The following is a 19,236-nucleotide window of genomic DNA, read 5'->3' as shown; positions in this document are numbered from 1 at the left end:
GTTCCGGACTCGGCTAGTCGCGTCGAACGACCGAGTGTTCGAGCCGACCGACGCCCTCGATCTCGATCGCGACCGCGTCGCCGTCCGTCAGCGGACCGACGCCCTCGGGCGTCCCGGTCGCGATCACGTCGCCCGGTTCGAGGGTGAGATAGGTGGTGATCTCGGCGATCAGCTCGGGGATCTCGAAGATCATCAGATCGAGCGAGCCGTCCTGTCTGCGCTCGCCGTTGACGAACGACCGAACGGACGCGTCGTCGGGGACCTCCTCCGGCGTCGCCAGAACCGGACCGATCGGGGCGGCGTTGTCGAAGGCCTTCCCGCGGACCCAGTTTTGCTCCCGGCGCTGGTCGTCGCGGTTGGAGACGTCGTTGACGCAGGTGTAGCCCGCGATCACGTCCTCGGCGTCCGCCGCGTCGACGTTGCGACACTGCTGGCCGATCACGACGCCCAGCTCGGCCTCGTGTTCGATCGACTCCTTGCCGGCCGGGAGCGTGACCGTGTCGCCGTGACCGGCGAGCGCGTTCGGCGGCTTTAAGAACAGCAGCGGCCGGTCCGGCACGTCGTTGCCGAGCTCCTCGGCGTGTGCGGCGTAGTTGCGGCCGATGCAGACGATCTTGGTCGGCTCGCAGGGCGGCAGCACGTCGACCGCATCGACGTCGTACGTCCGACCGGCCGCTTCGATCGTTCCGCTCTCGTCGTACTCGCCGACGCGGGTGCTTCCCGCCGGGTCCCGGAATCGGATCCGTTTCATACGGGCGCGTGGAAGCCTCCCCCGTTATACTTTCCGTTCCGCGGGGCGGGTGCTCCGTTCCGCCGGACGCGCCCCGTTTCCGTGCTGCTCCCGTGTCGTTGCTGGCCGAGGTCGAACGCACCGCTCCCGAGTCGGGCCACACGAGAATCGTGAGTAGTCCATCCTGGATTCGAACCAGGGTCGTTGCCCCCAGAAGGCAACAGGATTGGCCACTACCCCAATGGACTGCGTCGGCACCAATTGGTATCCCGTCGATGGTTATGAGTGTTGCGAAGCGATCCGATCCGGTCGCTCCGACGGACGGACCGACTGAGAACGGTCACGGGAAGGCGACCCGAGCGGCCAAGAGCGAACCGATCCGAGCGACCGGAACCGACATCGACATACCGGAGCGGTCACCAGCGACGGGTATGTACGTCGGACGGTTCGTCGTCGTCGCCCCGGGGATCGGCGCCTACCGCGTCTCCTCGCGATCGTTTCCCAACCGCCAGGTCGTCGACCGGGACGGCACGCTGACCGTCTCGCCGACCCCGGACGCGCCGCCGACGGAGAACCCGTACATCTCCTACAACTGCGTCCGAGCGGTCGACACGCCCGCCGGCGACCGGCTCGCGGCGATCGGAAACGGGTCCCACGTCGATCCGATCGCGGAGAAGCTCGAACTCGGATACCCCGAGCGGGACGCGCTCGCGGAACCGTTGCTCGCCCTCGATTACGAGAAGGACGACTACGACACCCCGCGCATCGCGGGCGTGGTCGGCGCCGAAACCGCAACGATCGGCACCGTCCGCCGCGACGCGCTGCTCGTCGAGGCGGTCACCGAACCCACGATCGTCGCCACCTACGAGGTCGACGCGCCGGAAGCGCATCCCCTCGAGGCAACCACGGCGGACGAGGCCGCCAGCGAGGTTCTCACGGCGGCGTTCGAACACCCTGTCTGTGCCGCCGGCGTTACGGTGACCGCGGACGGCGTGTCCGTCGCCGTGGATAACGGGTCGGACGCCGACGCCGAGACCTGATCGTCCGGAGCCGATCCGTCCGGAGCCGATCCGTCCGGAGCCGATCCGTCCCGAGTCGAACAACCCACGAATCCAGTTCGACCGGCTACTGGTCGAACTCGTCCTGAACGATCTCGAGCGCCCGCTCGCGGTCGTCCCATGCCACGAAGAGGGCGACCGACGTGGCGCTCGTGATCAGGTCGACGATGTTGATCCCGGCGGCCGCGAGCGGCGCGACGATCTCCTGGATGATCCCGGGCTGGTTTGGCAGCTCGCCGCCGGTCAGCCGGATGACGGCGATCGGGTCGTGGACGGTGACCGACGAGAGCGTGTCGTCCTCGACGACTCGCTCGTGAAGCACCGCCTCCGCGTCCTCCGAGCGCTCCCGGTCGACGTAGAACGTGACCGAGTCCATCCCTGAGGCCACGGCGTCGACGTTGATCCCCTCGTTTCGAAGACCGTCGGAGAGCTCGGCCAGGATTCCCGGTCGATTGCGGATCGCTCGACCAGCGACGGTGACGCAGGCGAGCGGCTGTTCCTGCATATCGATCAGGTTCTCGAACTCGCCCTCGATCCGCGTGCCGCCCCCGAGGAGGTCGCCGTGTTGGTAATGCACGACGCGAACGGCGAGGTCCTCGTCCTTGTACGAGAGCGCGCTCGGGGCGACCACCTCCGCGCCCCGGAACGAGAGGTTTCGGAGCTCGTCGACGGTGATCCGGCCGACGTTCCGGGCGCCCTCGACGACACGCGGATCGCCGGTCATCACGCCCTCGACGTCGGTGACGATGACGACCTCGTCGGCGTCCATGTAGTTGCCGAGCATCACGGCGGTCGTGTCGGACCCGCCGCGGCCGAGGGTGGTGACGTTGCCGAGGTGGTCCTGCGCCAGGAAGCCCGTGATGACGGGAACGACTCCGTCGAGGTCGGCCGCGAGCTGTTGTGCCCGCTCGCGGGTGGCTTCGACGTCGAGCTCGCCGACCTCGTTCGTGATCACCGGCCAGCGGTCGCTGCCGGGCTCGAGGAAGATCGCGTCGACGCCGCGCGCCGCGAGGGCCGCCTTCAGCATCCGGACGCTCGTCCGTTCGCCCATCGAGACGATCTCGGCGCGGTCCGCCTCGTCGGCCTCGAAGGTGATCTCGTCGAGGAGTTTATCGGTCGTCGACCCCATCGCGCTGGCAACGACGGCGATCTCGTGGCCCGCCTCGACCGCCGTCGCGATCGAGTCCGCGGCGCGGTTGATCCGGTCGCCGCTGCCGAGGCTCGTGCCGCCGAACTTCGCGACTACTCGCATGCCGATCCCCCAGCGTGGGTCGCGTGATGGTCAGTCATAGGCGGCCGTAACGGAGGGTCCCGCATAACTGTGTCTGTCTCGGTCGGCGTCGAATCCGTCCGGAGCGGGGATTCCGGATCGATCGAGGCTGGGGTCCGGTCCGAAGCCAAACCAACCTGAAACCGGATCCGATCCCGTCGACCGCGGAGTTGAAACCCGCGAGGATGCTATTCCGGATCGATGGAGACTGGGGAGGTGCGAACGCGCGCAGCAGACCTCCCGCGGGAGCCGGGAGTCTATCAGTTCCAGGCCGGCGAGACGACGCTGTACGTCGGGAAGGCCGTCGATCTCCGAAGCCGGGTCCGGTCGTACGCCGACCCGCGATCGGCACGCATCCGCGGGATGGTCGACCGCGCGGAGACGATCGACTTCGCGGTCACCGACACCGAGACGCAGGCGCTTCTGCTGGAGGCGAACCTGATAAAGCGCCACCAGCCCCGGTACAACGTCCGGCTGACCGACGACAAGTCCTACCCGCTCGTCCAGCTCACGGACCACGACGTCCCGCGGATCGCCGTGACGCGGGACCCCGAGGAGGGCGCGATCGCGTACGGACCCTACACGGACAAGGGACGCGTCGAGACCGTCGTCAAGGCGCTCCGGGAGGTCTACGGGCTACGCGGCTGTTCGGACCACAAGTACGAGGGACGGGACCGTCCGTGCCTCGACTACGAGATGGGCCTCTGTTCGGCGCCGTGCACCGGCGAGATCGGCGTCGAGTCCTACCTCGAGGACGTCGAATCCGTCCGTCGGTTCTTCGACGGGGAAACCGGCGTCCTCGCCGACCCGATCGAACGGGAGATGGAGGCGGCCGCGCAGGAGACGGCGTTCGAACGGGCGGCGAACCTCCGCGACAAGCTCGAGGCGGTCCGTGCGTTCCACGGGGACGGAGAGGCGGCCGTCTCCTCGCGGTCCGCCGACGGGACGACGGACGTGCTCGCGGCCGCCATCGAGGGGGACGCCGCCCGGGTGGCGCGGCTACACAGCGAGAACGGCCAGCTCGTCGACCGGAGCCGCCACCGACTCGACCGTCCGTCGGTCGAGACGGGACCCGGGGATGGCGCGGTCGACGGAGAGGCGAACGATTCGGACGCGAGCGTCGACGGCACGTCCCCGGCCGCCGTGCTCTCGGCGTTCCTCACCCAGTACTACGCCGAACGCGACCTCCCGGACGTCGTGCTCCTCGCGGAACGGCCGACGGACGACGACGTCGTGAGATGGCTCGAGGCGCAGGGCGTCGCGGTGCGCGTACCGAGCGCCGGTCGCGAGGCCAGGCTCGTCGAGCTGGCGCTGAAGAACGCCCGGCGACGAAGCGGCCGGGACGACGAGCTGACGGCGCTCGGGGAACGCCTCGGCATCGATCGTCCCGAGCGGATCGAGGGGTTCGACGTGAGCCACTCCGGCGGCCGGGACGTCGTCGGGTCGAACGTCTGCTTCGTCGACGGGTCGGCGGAAACGGAAGCCTACCGGCGCAAGAAGCTGCCCGACCGCAACGACGACTACGAGAACGTCCGGGAGCTGGTCCGGTGGCGGGCGACCCGCGCCGTCGAGGAACGTGACGACCGGCCGGACCCGGATCTGCTGCTGGTCGACGGCGGCGAGGGGCAGCTCGGCGCCGCGACCGACGCCCTGTCGGCTGCCGGCTGGGACGTGCCGGTGGTCGGCCTGGCGAAGGCGGAGGAGATCGTGATCACGCCGGACGGGCCCCGGGACTGGCCGTCCGACGCGCCGGAGCTGCACCTGCTCCAGCGGGTCCGCGACGAGGCACACCGGTTCGCCGTCCAGTACCACCAGTCGCTTCGGGACGACGTGTCGACGGTGCTCGAGGAGGTTCCGGGCGTCGGGCCCGAAACCCGGCGGCGGCTCCTCAGACGGTTCGGGTCGGTCGAGAACGTCCGGGCGGCGTCGATCGCGGACCTGACCGACGTCGACGGAATCGGAGAAGCGACGGCCGAGACGATCCGCAGCCGGTTGTGAGGTCCGTTTCCGAGACCGGAAGTGACGACTGGCGAACAGGCGGCGCTGGGCGAATCGCGGAACGACGCGCCGCGCACCCGCAGCCCGTTCCGCGGCGACGGTCAGGTGATGGGCCGGCTGCGTCGTGATCGCTTATAAACCTCGGTCCGACGCAACCGTTCGTGCGCACAAAACGAGGCCGACCGGCGCCCGGGGCGACCGGCGGCGGGGTCGATGACGGGCGGCTTTTAGGGCGGGACGACCCAGGAGGGGTATGAGCGCACTCGACGAGTTTCTGGCCGGCGAGCGGCTCGAGGACGTCGTGTTGTTCGTGAGCGACGACTTCCTCGACGACGACTCCCGGCTCCGGTCGATCGGAACGGAGCGGGAAAACGGCGTCCTCCTCGTGGTCGATGGGGAGCGGGGCCGGTCGGCGTTTCAGGCCGGGACCGGGATGGACGCGATGGGCTTCGCGAAGCAGGCGATGGGAACCGACGGAACGATCGCCAGGACGCTCGACGGGGCGACCTGTCCGGCCGCGGACGACGCGTCGGCGGGCGGTCCCGACGAGGACCACGCGATCAGCTTCATCTTCGCGTTCGCCGAGGCCGAAAACGAGGAGGTCGGCGGGCTGTACGCCGAGGGCGACGTGGTGCACGCGTACGCGCAGTGCGAATGTGGCGAGAGCTTCTCGCACAAGTGGGTCGTCGGCGAACGGGAGTAGTGCCGGCGAACGACAGGAGCGCCGGCAACAGGAGTAGCGTCGACGAACGACAGGAGCGCCAGCAAGCAGAGTAGCGTCGACGAACGACAGGAGCGCCAGCAAGCAGAATAGCGGCGACGAATGTGTCGGTGTTAGGAAGGCGTCCGGGCTGGATTACTCGGCGTCGGCCTCGTCGTCGGCGTTCTCGGCCGCCTCATCCGCGACGGCCTCGAAGGCGCCGAGAATGACCTTGCGTGCGGCCTGTCCCTCGGTCGTCCAGTGGTTGGCGTAATCGAGCATGTCGTCGTAGATGTCGGGCTTGCAGCCGGCGGCCTTGGGATGGCCGCCGCCGTTGACGCGGCCGGCGACCTCGTGTGCGCGCTCGAAGCCGTCCGACCCGCGGATGGACGCGGAGCCGGCGGGCTTGACGATCACGGCCGCGTCGGCGCCGTCCTCGCGAAGCGTCTCGGCGACCTCGTTCTGTGAACAGCGGCCGTAGGTGACCGCGACCGACCAATCGCCGACCTCGTGGACGACCGCTCGATCGACGGCGGCCTCGATCCGCTCACGTTTCTCCACGCGCCGGTGGTCGAGGAACCGGTCGACCGTCTCGGGGAGGTCAGCGCCGTAGGCGCCGACCACGGTGACGTACTCCTCCGCGCCCGTCCAGTAGGCGTAATCGGCGAGGTCGTCGGAGCGGGGATCCTCCTTGATCCAGAGGTCGTGGTCGCGGGTGACCGCGGCCAGCTCGGTCCACCGGTCGCCGAACTCGTGGGGGAGCGACCGGAGCGCGACGTCGGCGGTGCACTCCTCCTCGGAGTCGCCGACGACGAGGTCGACGCCGGCCGACCGGACCGCCGCGGCGGTCTCGTCGTCCCACTGGTGGTGGTCGAACCACCGGATCGAGGCGGTCCGATCGACGAGCTCCGTGAGGGGGTCGGCGATCCACTCGAAGTCGTCGGGGCACAGGTCGCAGACGAACAGGTCGATTCCCGGATCCGCGTACTCGAGGACGCGCTCGAGGGAGTCGTCGATCGAGTAGGGACCGGCCGCGAGAAGCGCGACCGTCGAGCGTTCGTGTGGATCCTCGACGCCGTCGGATGGCTCGTCGGGGTCGTCAACACCGTCGGACGCGGTCGCGTCTCCGGCTGGCTCGTCGTCGTTCCCGGCTGCATCGGCGTCGTTCCCGGCTGCATCGGCGTCGTTCCCGGCTGCATCGGCGTCCGAATCGTCCCCGAGACGGTCCGCGATGTCGGCCTCGAAGTCGGCGACGTCGAGGGCGGCGTCGTACTGCTCACGCACCATCGCGGCGCAGGCGAGTCCGTCCGCGTCGGCGTCGGCGATCACGACCGCCTCGGCTCCCGTCAGGGCCTCCTCGGCGCGGCGCTCGGCGCGCTCCTCGTCGAGCGAGTCGGGATAGAAAAAGCCCGCGCCCGGAAGTCGGGTCCGGCGGGACAGCGGGATCGAGCCGTCGTCGATGAGTTCCTCGTCCATACGCGAGCGACGGGCGGGAGGTGGAAAACTCCGCGGTTCCGTACCGATGGGTCGGGCGATCGGTTCGGTCGAAATCGACCGGAACGGGTGGGTCGGTCGGCGGACCGGCCCGTCACTCTCCGGACAGCTGTCTGACGGTGAGGACGGGGACGGGACAGGTCCGGACGACGCGCTCGGCGACCGAGCCGATCAGGAACCGGTTCTCGCCGTGCCGGCCGCGGGTGCCGGTCGCGACGACGTCCGCGTCGACCTCGCGGGCGTACGTCGAGATCTCGGCGGCCGGGCGCCCCTCCCGGACGGCGGTCTCGACCGGCACGACGGCGTCGTGCTCGACGGCCTCGATCGCCTCCCGTCCCCGGGAGTCGAGCGCGTCACGGAGGTCGTCCCGGACCTCGTCCGGGGAGGATTCGACCTCGCCGCTGTCGATCACGTACAGCGCGTGGACCGTCGCGTCGAAGCGGTCGGCCAGATCCAGCGCGACGTCGACGGCGCGACGCACGCTGTCGGAGCCGTCGGTGGCGATGACGATGGTCTCGAACATACGCGACGGTTCAGCCGCCCCGTGCTTAAAAGGGCCGCTCGGCACGTCCGGACAGGGGGGTTTTTGAGGGGCGAGACGAACCGGTAGGACATGGCGACCCTCGACATCGACCTGGTGTTGGCCCCCGTGGACGGCAGCGACGAGTCACAGCAGGCGGTCGAGTACGCGATCGCGATCGCCGAGGAGTACGACGCGACCGTCCACGCGGTGTACGTCCTCGGCGAGGACGTCGCGCGGGGGATCGAGACCGGGGCCGTCGATGAATCGACGGTCGCGACCGACACGGAATCGTTCACCGAGGCGATCTTCGACCGGGCCGACGGGACGGGCGTCTCCGTGACGACCTCGATCGCGTACGGCTTCTCGACGAAGGTGAAGACGACCCACCCGGGAAGCGTCATCCTCGACACCGCCGAGGAGGTCGACGCCGACTTCCTCGTGGTCCCGCGGGAGCCGGTCTCCGGGGATCCCGGCGAGGTGCTCGAGAAGGCGGCCGAGTACGTCCTGTTGTACGCGAGCCAGCCGGTCCTGTCCGTTTAACGGCCCTCGCTACTCGTCGGCCTCGTCGGCGTCGGCCGTCCGTTCCGGGCGGTTGAGCCGGAGCGACATTCCGATCTCGAAGCTCTCGGCGTCCGAGGTCTCGAAGCCGATCTTCTCGTACAGCGAGACCGCCGCGTGGTTCCATCGCTCGACGGTGAGCCAGACCGCCTCGACGCCGTCCGCCTGGCCGTATCCGAGCAGGGCCTCGATCAGGCGGGTCCCGATGCCGGCCTCCTGGTACTTCTGGAGGACGAAGATCGCGAGCTCGTACTCGTCGGCGTCGTCGCCGGCCGGAACGAGCGTCGCGTGGCCGGCGACGTCGTCGCCGTGCCACGCGAGGACGTTGTAACAGTCCGCATCGAGGATCGTCGAGAGCCACTTCCGGATCTCGTCGGCGTGTCCCGGCGGGATCCCCTGTGCACGGTCGGCCGAATCGAACGCCTCGTACATCGCCGCGAGGGCGTCGCGCTCCCGCTCGCTGCCGTCGTAGGCGCGGACCTCGATCTCGCGGTCCTCACGGTCCGTGAACGCGATCGGCGGCTCCGGGTAGTCGTCGGCGACCTCCTCGGGGAAGCGGTCGGGCGTCATCGGACGAGCGTGACGGTCGTCTTGGCGTTCAACAGGACGAACTCGGCGATGCTGCCCAGCGTGATCTTCCCCATCGGACTCGTCTGGCCGCCGCCGAGAACGATCCGGTCGAACCCCTCGCTTTCGGCGATGTCGATGAGCCGGCTTCCGGGGTCGCCCTCGACGAGACGGACCTCGACGTCGATGTCGGCCTCGAGGTCCGCGAGGACGGACTCGACGTGTTCGGCGACCTCCTCGGGAGTCCGGTCGGAGTCGGGGTTCTCGAGCACCGCGACCACGAGGTCGTCGTCCGCCGCCACGGCGCGGTCGACCGTCCGTTCGAGCGCGCGAAGCGAGTCGTCGCTACCGCCGATCCCGAGCAGGACCTTCATGTCCGGCAGTCGACGCCCCGTCTAGAAAAACGTTGTTCGTCGGGGGACGGGGTCAGCCGCCGCCGGTCCGTGGTTCGCCGAGCCGGTCCGTGGTTCGCCGAGCCGGTCCGTGGTTCGCCGAGCAGACTCACGGTGTGTCGAGCCGACTCACGGTCACGGTGCGTCGAGGATCGACCGCGAGGAGTTGAGCACCACGAGGAGGCTGCTCGAGCCCATCGCCAGCGCGGCCAGCAGCGGGTTCAACAGGCCCGCGACCGCGAGCGGGATCGCGACCGCGTTGTAGACGAGCGCCCAGCCGAGGTTGGCCCTGATGCGGCCGTTCGTCCCCGCGATCAGCGCGAACAGCTCCGGGATCGCGGCCAGTCGGTCCTCCAGCACCACGGCGTCGGCGGCGTCGATGGCGAGGTCGGTCCCGCCGGAGACCGCGATCCCCAGCGTCGCCGCCGCGAGCGCGGGCGCGTCGTTGCTGCCGTCGCCGACCATCGCGACCGACCGCGTCGCGGCGAGCCGGGAGACCGTCTCGGCTTTGGCCTCGGGCGGGACGCCGGCGAAGACCTCCGCGACCGCCGGGTGCGCCTCGAACCGGGAGGCGGCCTCGGGCTCGTCGCCGGTCAGCACGACGACGTCCATCCCCCGGTCGGCGAGGTCGGAGACGACCGACTCCCAGCCGTCACGGACGTCGTCCCCGACCTCGATCGCTCCACGGACCGCGCCGTCCCAGCCGACGAGCACGGGGACGTTCCCCCGCGAGCGAGCCGCCGTAACGCCGGCGTCGACCGCGTCGGGGATCGTCCAGTCGTCGAACAGGGACGGGTGACCGACGCGGTGGGGCACGCCGTCGACCGTCCCGACCACGCCACGGTCCCGAACGTCCGGGTCGACGTCGCCGGAACGGTTCGCGTCGGCGTCATCCGAGCGGTTCGCGTCGGCGTCATCCGAGCGGTTCGCGCCGACGGCGTCCGCGAGCCGTCCGCCGTCGGCGGCCGGATCGGTGGGTCCGGGAGGCGTTTCGGGGGACGCGTCCGCCCGGTCGAGGGATTCCGTCGCCCTGTCGGGTGAATCGGCCGCTCGATCGACGATCGCGGTCGCGACCGGATGCGGGGAGGCACGCTCGAGCGCCGCGGCCCGGGCGAGCAGATCGGCGGGATCGGTCGAATCGGCCACGTCGACGTCGAGAACGCGCATCTCGCCGTCGGTGAGGGTGCCGGTCTTGTCGAGGACGACCGTGTCGATCGATCCCGCGCGTTCGAAGACGGCCGCGGAGGCGATCACGATCCCCCGTTCGGCGGCCTCGCGGATCCCGGCGGCGACCGCCAGCGGCGTCGCGAGCCCGAACGCGCACGGACACGAGACGATGAGCACGGTGAGCGCGACGAGGGCGGCGCTCGCGGGGGCCGCGCCGGTCGCCAGCCGGAGGAGGCCGACGACCACGGCGACGGTGACGACGAGGGGGACGAAGACGGTCGCGAGGCGGTCGGCGAGTCGCTGGGCCCCCGAGCGCGCGCTCTGAACGTCCCAGAGCAGCTCGACGAGCCGGTCCAGGGTGCTCGTCGCGTCCGGGCCGACGCGAACGACGAGCGGCGCGTCGGTGACGACCGTCCCGCCGCGGACGGCGTCCCCCGGGCGTTTCGTGTCCGGGATCGACTCGCCGGTGACGAGCGCCTCGTCGACGGCGGCGGTCCCCTCCACGACCGTGCCGTCGAGCGGGACGCGCTCGCCCGGGAGGACCCGGAGGCGGTCGCCGGGGTCGACGTCCTCCAGCGGAACCTCCTCGCCGCCGGCCAGCCTGGCCGTGTCGTCCATCGCGGCGGTCAGATCCGAGAGAAGGCCGGTCGCGCGGCGCTTGATCCGGGTCTCGTAGATCGCGCCGCCGGTGACCACCAGAATGACGGCGATCGTGACGTCGAAGTAGAGGTCGGTCCGCCCCACGAGCATCGCGAGGGTGCTGTAGGCGTAGGAGCTGCCCGCGGCGAGCGACACGAGGAGGTCCATGTTCGGCTGCCGGGCGCGAAGGCTCACGTACGCGCCGCGGAGGATCGGGAATCCGGTATAAAAGAGCACGACCGACGTGAACACCCAGATCTGCGCGAACAGATACCGGCCGGAGAGGCCGCCGAGGTCGACGAGGGGGTCGTAGCCGAAGTAGGTTGGGTATAAAAAGAGAACGTACCACAGCATCGCCATCATCCCGAACAGCCCGCCGCCGACGAGGAACCGGACGACGTCGACGTCCTCGCCCCCACCCGCCGGGCGGTCGCGGCGGTCGGTCGCCTCGTAGCCCGCCGTCGAGAGGGCGTCCGCGAGGTCCGCGTCGTCGATCCGGTCGGGGTCGTGGTCGACGCGGACCGTGTCGGTCGCGTAGCTCGCGGTCGCGGCCGCGACGCCGTCGGCCCGGCCCGCGGTCACCTCGAGGAACCGTTCACACGTCGCGCAGTGCATCCCGTCGACGTGGAGGTACGTCGTCTCGAGGTCGTCGCCGAGATCCGGATCGGTTGAGTCGGTCGTGTCGGTTGGATCGGTTGAGTCGGTCGATTCGGATCGCGGATCGTCGACGGCCGAAGCAGGCGACCCGACCGCGGCGTCGACGTCGTCGGCGGCCGCCTCGAGGTCCGCCATCCCGCCCAGCGACCGGGAGACCTCGAGGCAGCCGCGACAACAGAACGCGCCCTCGACGTCGGGATCGGTGACCGGATCCGCGGGCGTGGGGAGGTCACAGAGGGTACAGGTGGCCATCTCGAGGACTCCTCGGGACGTCTTTTAAGTAGGTGCTCTCGGGGAGGTGGAGTCTCCCGAAACTATGCGGCCGACGCCTCGCCCTCGGACCCGCGGTGGGTCGTCCCGGTCTCGCCCGACGTCGCACGGACGAGACTCCCGACGATGATGAGCACGTTGACGACCGCGAGCCCGACCGCCGGCTCGCCGCGGGAGACGGCGAAGACGACCGCCGTCGGGGTCGCGAGGAGGCCCAGGAGCACGATGCGCTGCGGCGGAAGGTCCATACGTCGAAGATGGAGGGCCGGGAATAAATAGACGTGGGGCGATCCCAGGCGACGGGACCACCCTGCGGATATAAGTGGCCGAATTTGGTAACTTTTGCCTATGGGTACGACAGACGGCGAGCAAACGGCGGCGGGGCTACTCGAGGACCCGAAGTCGTTCGACCCGAAGGGAACCCTCGCGCTGATCCTGGTGTACTTCTGCATCCTGGTGACGATGTGGGTGTACATCTACTTCGTGGAGTTCCTCGGGAACGACCTGATCGTGGTGGGGTGACCGATGCACGTCCACAGCTACGAGAAGATCTGGCTGGCGCTGGGGCTCGGGCTGATCCTGCTGCTCATCGGCTCGGTCACCTACGGCGCAGTCGGGCCGGGCGTTTCGATGGTCGCCGCCGACCAGCCGACGGTCGACCCGACGGCGCTCGATGAGGACGACCGGTTCGCCGAACCGCGCGTCGAGCAGGTCGGCGAGAACGAGTACGAGGCGTACGTCGTCGCCTTCCAGTTCGGCTTCGAGCCCGACCCGATCGTGCTCCCGGCGAACAGCACGGTGACGTTCATGGTGACCTCGCGGGACGTCACCCACGGCTTCGAGGTGGTGGGCACGAACGCCAACACGATGGTGATCCCCGGCGAGGTCTCGACGCTCACCGTCGAGACCGGCGGGCCGACGGAGTACGGCGTCATCTGTAACGAGTACTGCGGGGCCGCTCACCACGGGATGGAAGGATCGATCGAGGTCGTGCCGCAGGAGGAGTTCGAGGAGTCGGCCGGCGGGTCGAGCGACGGGGACGGAAGCGGAGGTGACCAATGACCGCGACCGCCGACGCGCCGGCCGCCACGGCGGACGACGGGACCGCGCCGGACGATGGGACCGGCGGGTCCGAACCCGGCACGGAAACCTTCTACGACCGGTTCCCCGAGGCGGCGCGGATCGTCCGGGCCACGTTCCTCGGCGCGTTCCTGGCGTTCGCGGTCGGGACGACGTTCGGGATCATCCAGACGCTCCACCGGACCGGGATCGCCCGGCCGTTCAGCTCGGTGGACTACTACACGTTCCTCACGGCACACGGCGTCTTCCTGGTGTTGAGCTTCACCATCTTCTTCCTGGTGGGCGTGTTCACCTGGGCGCTCGTGCGGAGCCTGGACCGCCCGCTCGTGAACACGCGGTTCTCCTGGGCGTGGTACGGACTGATGGCCACCGGGATGACGCTGACGGGGCTCACGATCCTCGCCGGATTCACGAGCGCGGTCGACGTGAGCGCGGACGTGCTCTTCACCTTCTACGCCCCGCTGCAGGCGCACCCCCTGTTCTACGGCGGGCTCGCCGTCTTCCTCGTGGGGACCTGGCTGGCGGGGCTCGACTGGTGGCGGACGTTCCTCGCCTGGCGGCGCGAGCACCCCGACGAGCGGATCCCGCTGCAGGCGTTCATGGTGTTGACGACGACGATCATGTGGTACGTCGCGACCTCCGCGCTGGCGATCTCGGTCCTGTTCTTCCTGCTGCCGTGGTCGCTGGGGCTGATCGAGACCGTCAACCCGACGCTGACCCGGACGCTGTTCTGGTTCTTCGGCCACCCGGTCGTCTACTTCTGGCTGATGCCCGCGTACCTGCTGTGGTACACGGTCCTGCCGTCGATCGCCGGGGGGCGGCTGTTCAGCGACCCGCTGGCGCGCGTGGTGTTCGTGCTGTTCCTGCTGCTGTCGACGCCGGTCGGCATCCACCACCAGTACCTCGATCCCGGCATCGCCGAGGGGTTCAAGTTCGTCGCGATGACGAACACGATGTTCCTGCTGCTGCCGAGCCTGCTGACCGCGTTCACGGTCGTCGCGAGCGTGGAGTACGGGGCCCGGGTACGCGGCGGCACCGGACTCTTCGGCTGGCTGCGCACGCTGCCGTGGCGCGATCCGGCCTTCACCGGGATGATGCTCGCCGGACTGATGTTCGCGGCCGGCGGCTTCTCGGGGATGGTCAACGCCGGGATGAACATCAACTACCTCATCCACAACACCATCTGGGTCACCGGCCACTTCCATCTCACCGTGGGGACCGCCGTCGCGTTGACCTTCATGGCGGCGACCTACTGGCTCTGGCCCCAGATCACCAACAAGCCGATCTACAGCAGACAGATCGGTCTGGCGCAGGTCGTCCTCTGGTTCGCCGGGATGGCGCTCATGTCCAACGCGATGCACGCGCAGGGGCTGCTCGGCGTTCCGCGCCGGACCGCGGAGCCGACGTACAGCGGGTTCGAGTACGGGAGCGCCTTCGGCGGCTACGGGGAGCTCAACCTCCAGGTTGCCATCGGCGGAACGATCCTCTTCGCCTCCGCCGTGCTGTTCCTCAGCAACGTCGTGCTGACGATGGGGAACAGCCGGACCGACGGGCTCGCGGAGACGCTCGCCGAGCCGATCTCCGGGTCCGAGGACGCGCCGCTCGTGCTCGACAACATCCGCCTGTGGGGCGGGATCGCGGTGCTTCTCGTGCTCTTGGCGTACGCCCTCCCGATCGTCGCGATCGTCCAGCGTGGCGGGCTGTTCGGCCCCGGCGGCGAGGCGTATCCGATGGTCCTCGACGCACTCGCGATCCTCGCGGAGCAGGCGCCCGACGTGCTCGTGGAGCGGATGCCCGACGTGCTCGGCGGCGGCTGGGCCGGGGGGTGGCCGTGATGGTCGACCTGTCGGTCACTCGCGGCGGCCTGCTCGTCGCGCTCGCGGTGCTCGGCGTCGGGCTCTACGAACTCCGGACGCTGTTCGAGTTCCTCGGCGTGAGCGTGCCGATCGTCCCGTACCTGCTCGCGGTCGTCGTGCTCGTGTTCGGCATCTACGGCTACGTCTCCTTCTTCGACAAGTGGGGGGCGGGATCGGCGGAGCTCGTCGAGACCGATTCGGAGTAGCGGAACGCGGAGATCCGTCTCCGCGACGCGGACGGCCCATCACGGGGCCCGACGGGGACGAAGGTTCCGTTTCGTGAACCGGTCGCGCAGATCGGTGTTCCAACGTCCTGAGAATCGGCGTCGTTGGTTTAAGAGTATGGGACGTACCGTTACGTGTATGTCACCTGAACGATCGGTCTCACGGCTCGACGGGGCGATCAAGCTCATCGGCGCGGTCCTGCTCGGGGTGGCCGTGGTCCTCGGCGCCGCAGTGACCGCGATCTCGGTCGTCGGCCTGGGCGCCATCTCGGTCTCCCCGGTGGGGATCGGGACGGTCACGTTCGGCGCGCTCCTGGTCGTCATGTTCCTGCTCGCCGGCCGGAAGACCGGCCGGGACGGTCGGCGCGGTCGGTCGTCGACGGACCGAACCGCATAGCCGGCCGTCGACGGACCGGACGATCGCGTCGTCGTCGGACCGCATAGACCTTTGTAGGAGCCGATCGAACCCGCGGCCGTGTACACCGACGTGCTTCTCGCGACCGACGGCAGCCGGACGGCCAGGGAGGCGATGGACCACGCGATCGCCCTCGCGACGGCCCACGACGCGACGCTGCACGCCGTCTACGTCGTCGAGACGCGAACCGCCTACGACAACGCGATCGTCGACCCCGAGACGGTCCGCGAGAACCTCCGGCGCGAGGGCGAGGCGGCCACCGAGGCGGTCCGGTCGGCCGCCGGAACCGGCCTCGAGGTCGTCACCGATGTTCGGACCGGGATCCCCCACGAGGAGCTGCTCGCGTACGTCGCGGCGGAGGGGATCGACCTCGTCGTGATGGGCTCGACGGGCCGCTCGACGATGAAGGCCGTCCTGCTCGGCAGCACCGCCTCCGCGGTGGTCGAGGGAGCCGAGGTCCCGGTCGTGCTCGTCGGCGACGCGACCGAGTCCGAGGACGCGGGAACCGACGCCGAGGCGGAGCCGTCCGGTGACGACGACGCGTCGCGTCCCTTATAAGGGCTTCTCGACCGCAAGCCCGCTCTCACCCGATCGTCAGGACGCGATCGGACTCCGTGACGATCTCGAGCAGGTCGGTCATCGTCGACATCGGACAGTACTCGCTACCCTCCTCGTTCCGGAGATCCAGGCAGGTCCCGCAGGCCTCGAGGTCGCCGCCCGCGTCGACGAACGCCGCCATCCGGTCGCGGACGTCGAACGTCTCGTGGGAGATCTCCTCGCTCTCGACGCCGGCGCCCAACAGGAAGACGGAGACGTCGCGACCGTCCTCCAGCGCCGTGATGCCCAGCCGGAACGCGTTCCAGACTCGCTCGGGGTCGTTCGTTTCGATCACGATCCCGAGCCGCTCGATCGACGACGAGTCGTTCCCTTGTACCATAGTAGTGTATTATAACCCCAATACTATAAACACACTGATGCAGCATCGATTCTCGAAGTCGAATATTCGGAAGAGAATGCGGGACACGTCCGCCGGCGTTTATATCTCTCAGCGACGGACCGGCTGCTCGGTCCGGGCGGTCAGCTCCGCCGGGTCGAGCCGGAAGAACTCGAAGTCGATCGCCTCCGGCGGCGCCCCGAAGATCTCGACGAAGGGAATGTGGACGCGCTCGAGCCCCTGGAGGGTCTCGAGGGCGACGTCCTCGTCGGTGGTCGTCACGAGCCGCCCCTCGGCGACGACGCTGTTCCAGCGCCCCTGGCGTTGCCCGTAGGTCACGAACGAGACGGGCCGGTCGGTCGGGTCGCCCTTGCCGCTGTCGGCGCCGGTCGCCAGCCGGAAGTAGAACGTCTCGTCGGTCGCGTCGTAGCCGTAGGAGACGGGGACCGAGTGCGGGGGATCGTCGGCGCCCGCGGCGAAGGAGAGGACGCCGGTGCCGCCGGTGCCGAGGAACTCGTCGCGCGCGTCGTCGCCGAGCTGGATGACGTCGGGGGCCATACTCGATCTACGGGCGGCTTCGGGAAAACCGTTCCCCGCGTTCGAACCGTTCCCCGCATACGGAGCGATCGTCGGTTCCGGCGGGATCCCTACAGCCCCCAGCCGACCGCGATCCCGACGGTCGTCACGACCGCCAGAAGGAGCTGAAGCGGGCCGCCCACGCGGAGGAAGTCGCCGAACCGATAGCCGCCGGGTCCGTAGACCATCAGGTTCGTCTGATAGCCGACCGGCGTCATGAAGGACGTCGCGCCGGCGAAGGTGACCGCAAGCAGAAAGGCGAACTCGTTGGCCCCGAGCCTGGCCGCCGAATCGACGGCGACGGGGATCATCAACACGACGGTGGCCACCGGCGTGATCACGTTGGCGAGCAGTCCCGTCACGACGGTGAACAGAAACAGGACGGCCAAAAGCGGGAGGACGTCGGCGGTCGAGACGAGCAGCTCCGAGAGCATCGCGGCGCCGCCGGTCCGGTCCATCGCGAGCCCGAGCGGGATGACGCCCGCGAGCAGGAAGACCACGTTCCAGGAGACGGCGTCGTAGGCGTCGGCGGTTCGGAGACAGCCCGTCACGACCATCGCGAAGACGCCCGCCAGCGCGGCGATCACGATCGGGAGGAAGCCGAGCGCCGCGACGCCGACGACGCCGGCCATGATCGCCACCGCGGCCGGTGCGGTGTCGGAGATCGGGGCGATCGTCGCGGCGTCGGCGCTCGCGAGCCGGTCGACGGCGGTCTCGTCCGCGACCAGGAGGTCGCCGGCGTCGGTGAAGTACCGGATCGAGGCCGGCGTGGTGCGGACGAGCAGCAGGTCGCCGGCCCGGAGGGACAGCTCGGAGAGTCCGGTCCGGACGAGTTCGCCCTCGCGACGGACCGCCAGGACGGTCGTATCGTGGTATTCGGCGAGCCCGGTCTCGGCGATCGTCTCCCCGACGTACCCCGACGCGTCGGGCACGAGCGCCCTGGCCAGCGTCCCGTCGGTGTCGGTCCCCTCGAAGGTCTCCTCGGTGACGTCCTGCCCCAACAGCTGTCCGAGGCCAGCCGTCTCGCGGAGCCGGTTGATCGCCTGGAGCGTGCCGTGGACGACGAGGCGGTCCTCGGCCCGAACCGGCTCCGCCGAGTCGGGTCCGGCGTAGGCCTCGCCGTCGCGGCGCAACTGGAGAATGCGGACGTCCCCGCCGGTTCCGGCGGCCGCATCCGTTCCGAGCGCCGCATCAGTTCCGAGCGCCGCATCCAGCTCGTCGAGCGGTCGCCCGACGACCGGCGAGTCCGGCCGGACGCGCATCATCGCGAGGTTGTCCTCGAGGTCGAACTCGTCGATCGGGTCGGCGTCGACCGGCACCCGTTCGGGGATCAGCCGCCGACCGATCGTGAGCAGGTAGGCGATCCCCACGCCGAACACGACGAGGCCGAGTCCCGTGAACTCGAACATCCCGATCCCGTCGCGGCCGTCGATCAGGAGCCGGGCGAAGTCGCTGGCGAGGATGTTCGTCGAGGTGCCGATGACCGTGAGGGTGCCGCCGAGGATCGCCGCGTACGAGAGGGGCAACAGCAGCTTCGAGGGGCTGGTGCGCGTCTCCGCGGCCAGGTCGGTGATCATCGGGATGAAGACCGCGACGACCGGCGTGTTGTTGATGAACCCCGCGAGGGGACCGGCCGTGCAGACGGTCGCAACGAGCGCCCGGAACTCGCTGCCGCCGACGCGGTCCGCGAGGTGGATCCCGAGGCGGCGGACGAGGCCGGTGTTCTGTATGCCCGCGCTCAGCATGTACATCGCGATGATGGTGACCGTCGCCGGGTTGGCGAACCCCGAGATCGCCGACCGGGCGTCGACCCCCGTCCACGGTTCCAGCAGGACGAGCGCCGCGATGACGCCGATCGCCGTGACGTCGTTGGGGAGCGCCTCGGTGACGAAGAGCACGAGCGCCGCGAGGATGAGCGCGAACACGACGGTCGCCCCCGAGACCCCGGGAACGGTCACCGTCCCGAGCGCATCAGGGATGAGCGCATCAGGGATGAGCGCATCAGGAATGAGCACGTTCGGGAGCGCCGGGAGGCTCACCACGCCGACCACGTCGAGGACCGCCGCGGAGTCCATACCGCATCGTGGGTGGTCGACGACTTGACTGTTGGTGCGCGAACACGCCGGCG

Annotated in this window: 21 protein-coding genes and 1 tRNA gene; 10 read left to right on the top strand and 12 right to left on the bottom strand. The window is 69.6% G+C overall.

The annotated features are described in order from the left end of the window. Positions 1 to 13: 13 nt before the first annotated feature. Both BLV25_RS04210 and BLV25_RS04205 read right to left on the bottom strand, forming a co-directional pair. Positions 14 to 751, bottom strand: a complete 738-nt coding sequence (locus BLV25_RS04210; RefSeq protein WP_021075025.1) for a fumarylacetoacetate hydrolase family protein — start codon at positions 749 to 751, stop codon at positions 14 to 16. 154 nt (positions 752 to 905) lie between these two features. Continuing rightward, positions 906 to 978: transfer RNA gene (locus tag BLV25_RS04205), tRNA-Gln, on the bottom strand. A 183-nt stretch (positions 979 to 1,161) separates the two neighbouring features. On the opposite strand from BLV25_RS04205, the gene BLV25_RS04200 reads away from it, so the two are divergent. After that, on the top strand, positions 1,162 to 1,770 hold the full coding sequence (locus BLV25_RS04200) for an IMP cyclohydrolase (RefSeq protein ID WP_039399965.1): 609 nt from the start codon (positions 1,162 to 1,164) through the stop codon (positions 1,768 to 1,770). 85 nt (positions 1,771 to 1,855) lie between these two features. Here BLV25_RS04200 and BLV25_RS04195 read toward each other — a convergent pair whose 3' ends face one another. Continuing rightward, positions 1,856 to 3,040 (bottom strand): aspartate kinase, encoded by a 1,185-nt coding sequence (locus BLV25_RS04195; RefSeq protein ID WP_021075027.1) that lies wholly within the window; start codon positions 3,038 to 3,040, stop codon positions 1,856 to 1,858. A 219-nt stretch (positions 3,041 to 3,259) separates the two neighbouring features. On the opposite strand from BLV25_RS04195, the gene BLV25_RS04190 reads away from it, so the two are divergent. Both BLV25_RS04190 and BLV25_RS04185 read left to right on the top strand, forming a co-directional pair. Further along, positions 3,260 to 5,056, top strand: coding sequence for an excinuclease ABC subunit C (locus BLV25_RS04190; RefSeq protein ID WP_092731038.1), 1,797 nt, complete (start codon positions 3,260 to 3,262; stop codon positions 5,054 to 5,056). Between the two features lie 253 nt (positions 5,057 to 5,309). Further along, positions 5,310 to 5,759, top strand: coding sequence for a DUF5807 family protein (locus BLV25_RS04185; RefSeq protein ID WP_021075029.1), 450 nt, complete (start codon positions 5,310 to 5,312; stop codon positions 5,757 to 5,759). Positions 5,760 to 5,912: 153 nt separating this feature from the next. Here BLV25_RS04185 and BLV25_RS04180 read toward each other — a convergent pair whose 3' ends face one another. Further along, the gene (locus BLV25_RS04180) at positions 5,913 to 7,232 is read right to left on the bottom strand and encodes a DHH family phosphoesterase (RefSeq protein WP_092731036.1); all 1,320 of its coding nucleotides are present in this window, start codon (positions 7,230 to 7,232) and stop codon (positions 5,913 to 5,915) included. 112 nt (positions 7,233 to 7,344) lie between these two features. Then, a complete protein-coding gene (locus BLV25_RS04175) occupies positions 7,345 to 7,773 on the bottom strand; it encodes a universal stress protein (protein WP_021075031.1) in 429 nt (142 codons plus the stop codon). A 90-nt stretch (positions 7,774 to 7,863) separates the two neighbouring features. Between BLV25_RS04175 and BLV25_RS04170 the strand changes: the two genes are divergently transcribed. Then, positions 7,864 to 8,313, top strand: a complete 450-nt coding sequence (locus tag BLV25_RS04170; RefSeq protein ID WP_021075032.1) for a universal stress protein — start codon at positions 7,864 to 7,866, stop codon at positions 8,311 to 8,313. Positions 8,314 to 8,322: 9 nt separating this feature from the next. On the opposite strand, the gene BLV25_RS04165 is transcribed toward BLV25_RS04170, so the two are convergent. The 4 genes from BLV25_RS04165 to BLV25_RS04150 form a co-directional block, all read right to left on the bottom strand. Continuing rightward, a complete protein-coding gene (locus tag BLV25_RS04165) occupies positions 8,323 to 8,901 on the bottom strand; it encodes a GNAT family N-acetyltransferase (RefSeq protein WP_021075033.1) in 579 nt (192 codons plus the stop codon). Then, positions 8,898 to 9,272 carry a universal stress protein gene (locus tag BLV25_RS04160; protein ID WP_021075034.1) on the bottom strand — a complete coding sequence of 125 codons (375 nt, stop codon included), beginning with the start codon at positions 9,270 to 9,272 and terminating at the stop codon, positions 8,898 to 8,900. The genes BLV25_RS04165 and BLV25_RS04160 overlap by 4 nt, the downstream gene beginning before the upstream one ends. Before the next feature lie 153 nt (positions 9,273 to 9,425). Then, entirely contained in the window at positions 9,426 to 12,005 is a 2,580-nt protein-coding gene (locus BLV25_RS04155) for a heavy metal translocating P-type ATPase (RefSeq protein ID WP_092731034.1), read from the bottom strand. A 62-nt stretch (positions 12,006 to 12,067) separates the two neighbouring features. Then, a complete protein-coding gene (locus BLV25_RS04150; protein WP_021075037.1) occupies positions 12,068 to 12,271 on the bottom strand; it encodes a hypothetical protein in 204 nt (67 codons plus the stop codon). A 100-nt stretch (positions 12,272 to 12,371) separates the two neighbouring features. Here BLV25_RS04150 and BLV25_RS17265 point away from each other — a divergent pair, with 100 nt between their 5' ends. The 6 genes from BLV25_RS17265 to BLV25_RS04125 all read left to right on the top strand — a co-directional run bounded on the left by BLV25_RS17265 (position 12,372) and on the right by BLV25_RS04125 (position 16,156). After that, the gene (locus BLV25_RS17265; protein WP_021075038.1) at positions 12,372 to 12,545 is read left to right on the top strand and encodes a hypothetical protein; all 174 of its coding nucleotides are present in this window, start codon (positions 12,372 to 12,374) and stop codon (positions 12,543 to 12,545) included. Positions 12,546 to 12,548: 3 nt separating this feature from the next. Further along, on the top strand, positions 12,549 to 13,085 hold the full coding sequence (locus tag BLV25_RS04145; RefSeq protein WP_092731032.1) for a cytochrome c oxidase subunit II: 537 nt from the start codon (positions 12,549 to 12,551) through the stop codon (positions 13,083 to 13,085). Then, a complete protein-coding gene (locus tag BLV25_RS04140; protein WP_092731030.1) occupies positions 13,082 to 14,938 on the top strand; it encodes a b(o/a)3-type cytochrome-c oxidase subunit 1 in 1,857 nt (618 codons plus the stop codon). Before BLV25_RS04145 ends, BLV25_RS04140 begins: the two co-directional genes overlap by 4 nt. Further along, positions 14,938 to 15,165, top strand: coding sequence for a CbaC protein (locus BLV25_RS04135; protein ID WP_143114383.1), 228 nt, complete (start codon positions 14,938 to 14,940; stop codon positions 15,163 to 15,165). The genes BLV25_RS04140 and BLV25_RS04135 overlap by 1 nt, the downstream gene beginning before the upstream one ends. 157 nt (positions 15,166 to 15,322) lie before the next feature. Further along, entirely contained in the window at positions 15,323 to 15,580 is a 258-nt protein-coding gene (locus BLV25_RS04130; RefSeq protein ID WP_021075042.1) for a hypothetical protein, read from the top strand. 78 nt (positions 15,581 to 15,658) lie between these two features. Beyond that, a complete protein-coding gene (locus BLV25_RS04125; RefSeq protein ID WP_021075043.1) occupies positions 15,659 to 16,156 on the top strand; it encodes a universal stress protein in 498 nt (165 codons plus the stop codon). Between the two features lie 25 nt (positions 16,157 to 16,181). Here the strand turns inward: BLV25_RS04125 and BLV25_RS04120 are convergent, their stop codons facing one another. The 3 genes from BLV25_RS04120 to BLV25_RS04110 all read right to left on the bottom strand — a co-directional run bounded on the left by BLV25_RS04120 (position 16,182) and on the right by BLV25_RS04110 (position 19,066). After that, entirely contained in the window at positions 16,182 to 16,535 is a 354-nt protein-coding gene (locus BLV25_RS04120; protein ID WP_092731026.1) for a DsrE family protein, read from the bottom strand. Positions 16,536 to 16,643: 108 nt separating this feature from the next. Next, positions 16,644 to 17,090 carry a pyridoxamine 5'-phosphate oxidase family protein gene (locus BLV25_RS04115; RefSeq protein WP_021075045.1) on the bottom strand — a complete coding sequence of 149 codons (447 nt, stop codon included), beginning with the start codon at positions 17,088 to 17,090 and terminating at the stop codon, positions 16,644 to 16,646. An 89-nt stretch (positions 17,091 to 17,179) separates the two neighbouring features. Continuing rightward, positions 17,180 to 19,066, bottom strand: coding sequence for an SLC13 family permease (locus tag BLV25_RS04110; RefSeq protein WP_039399953.1), 1,887 nt, complete (start codon positions 19,064 to 19,066; stop codon positions 17,180 to 17,182). Between the last annotated feature and the right edge of the window lie 170 nt (positions 19,067 to 19,236).

The organism is Halopenitus persicus (genome assembly GCF_900107205.1).
GTDB lineage: Archaea > Halobacteriota > Halobacteria > Halobacteriales > Haloferacaceae > Halopenitus > Halopenitus persicus.
This window is presented reverse-complemented; position numbering and strand designations above follow the sequence as displayed.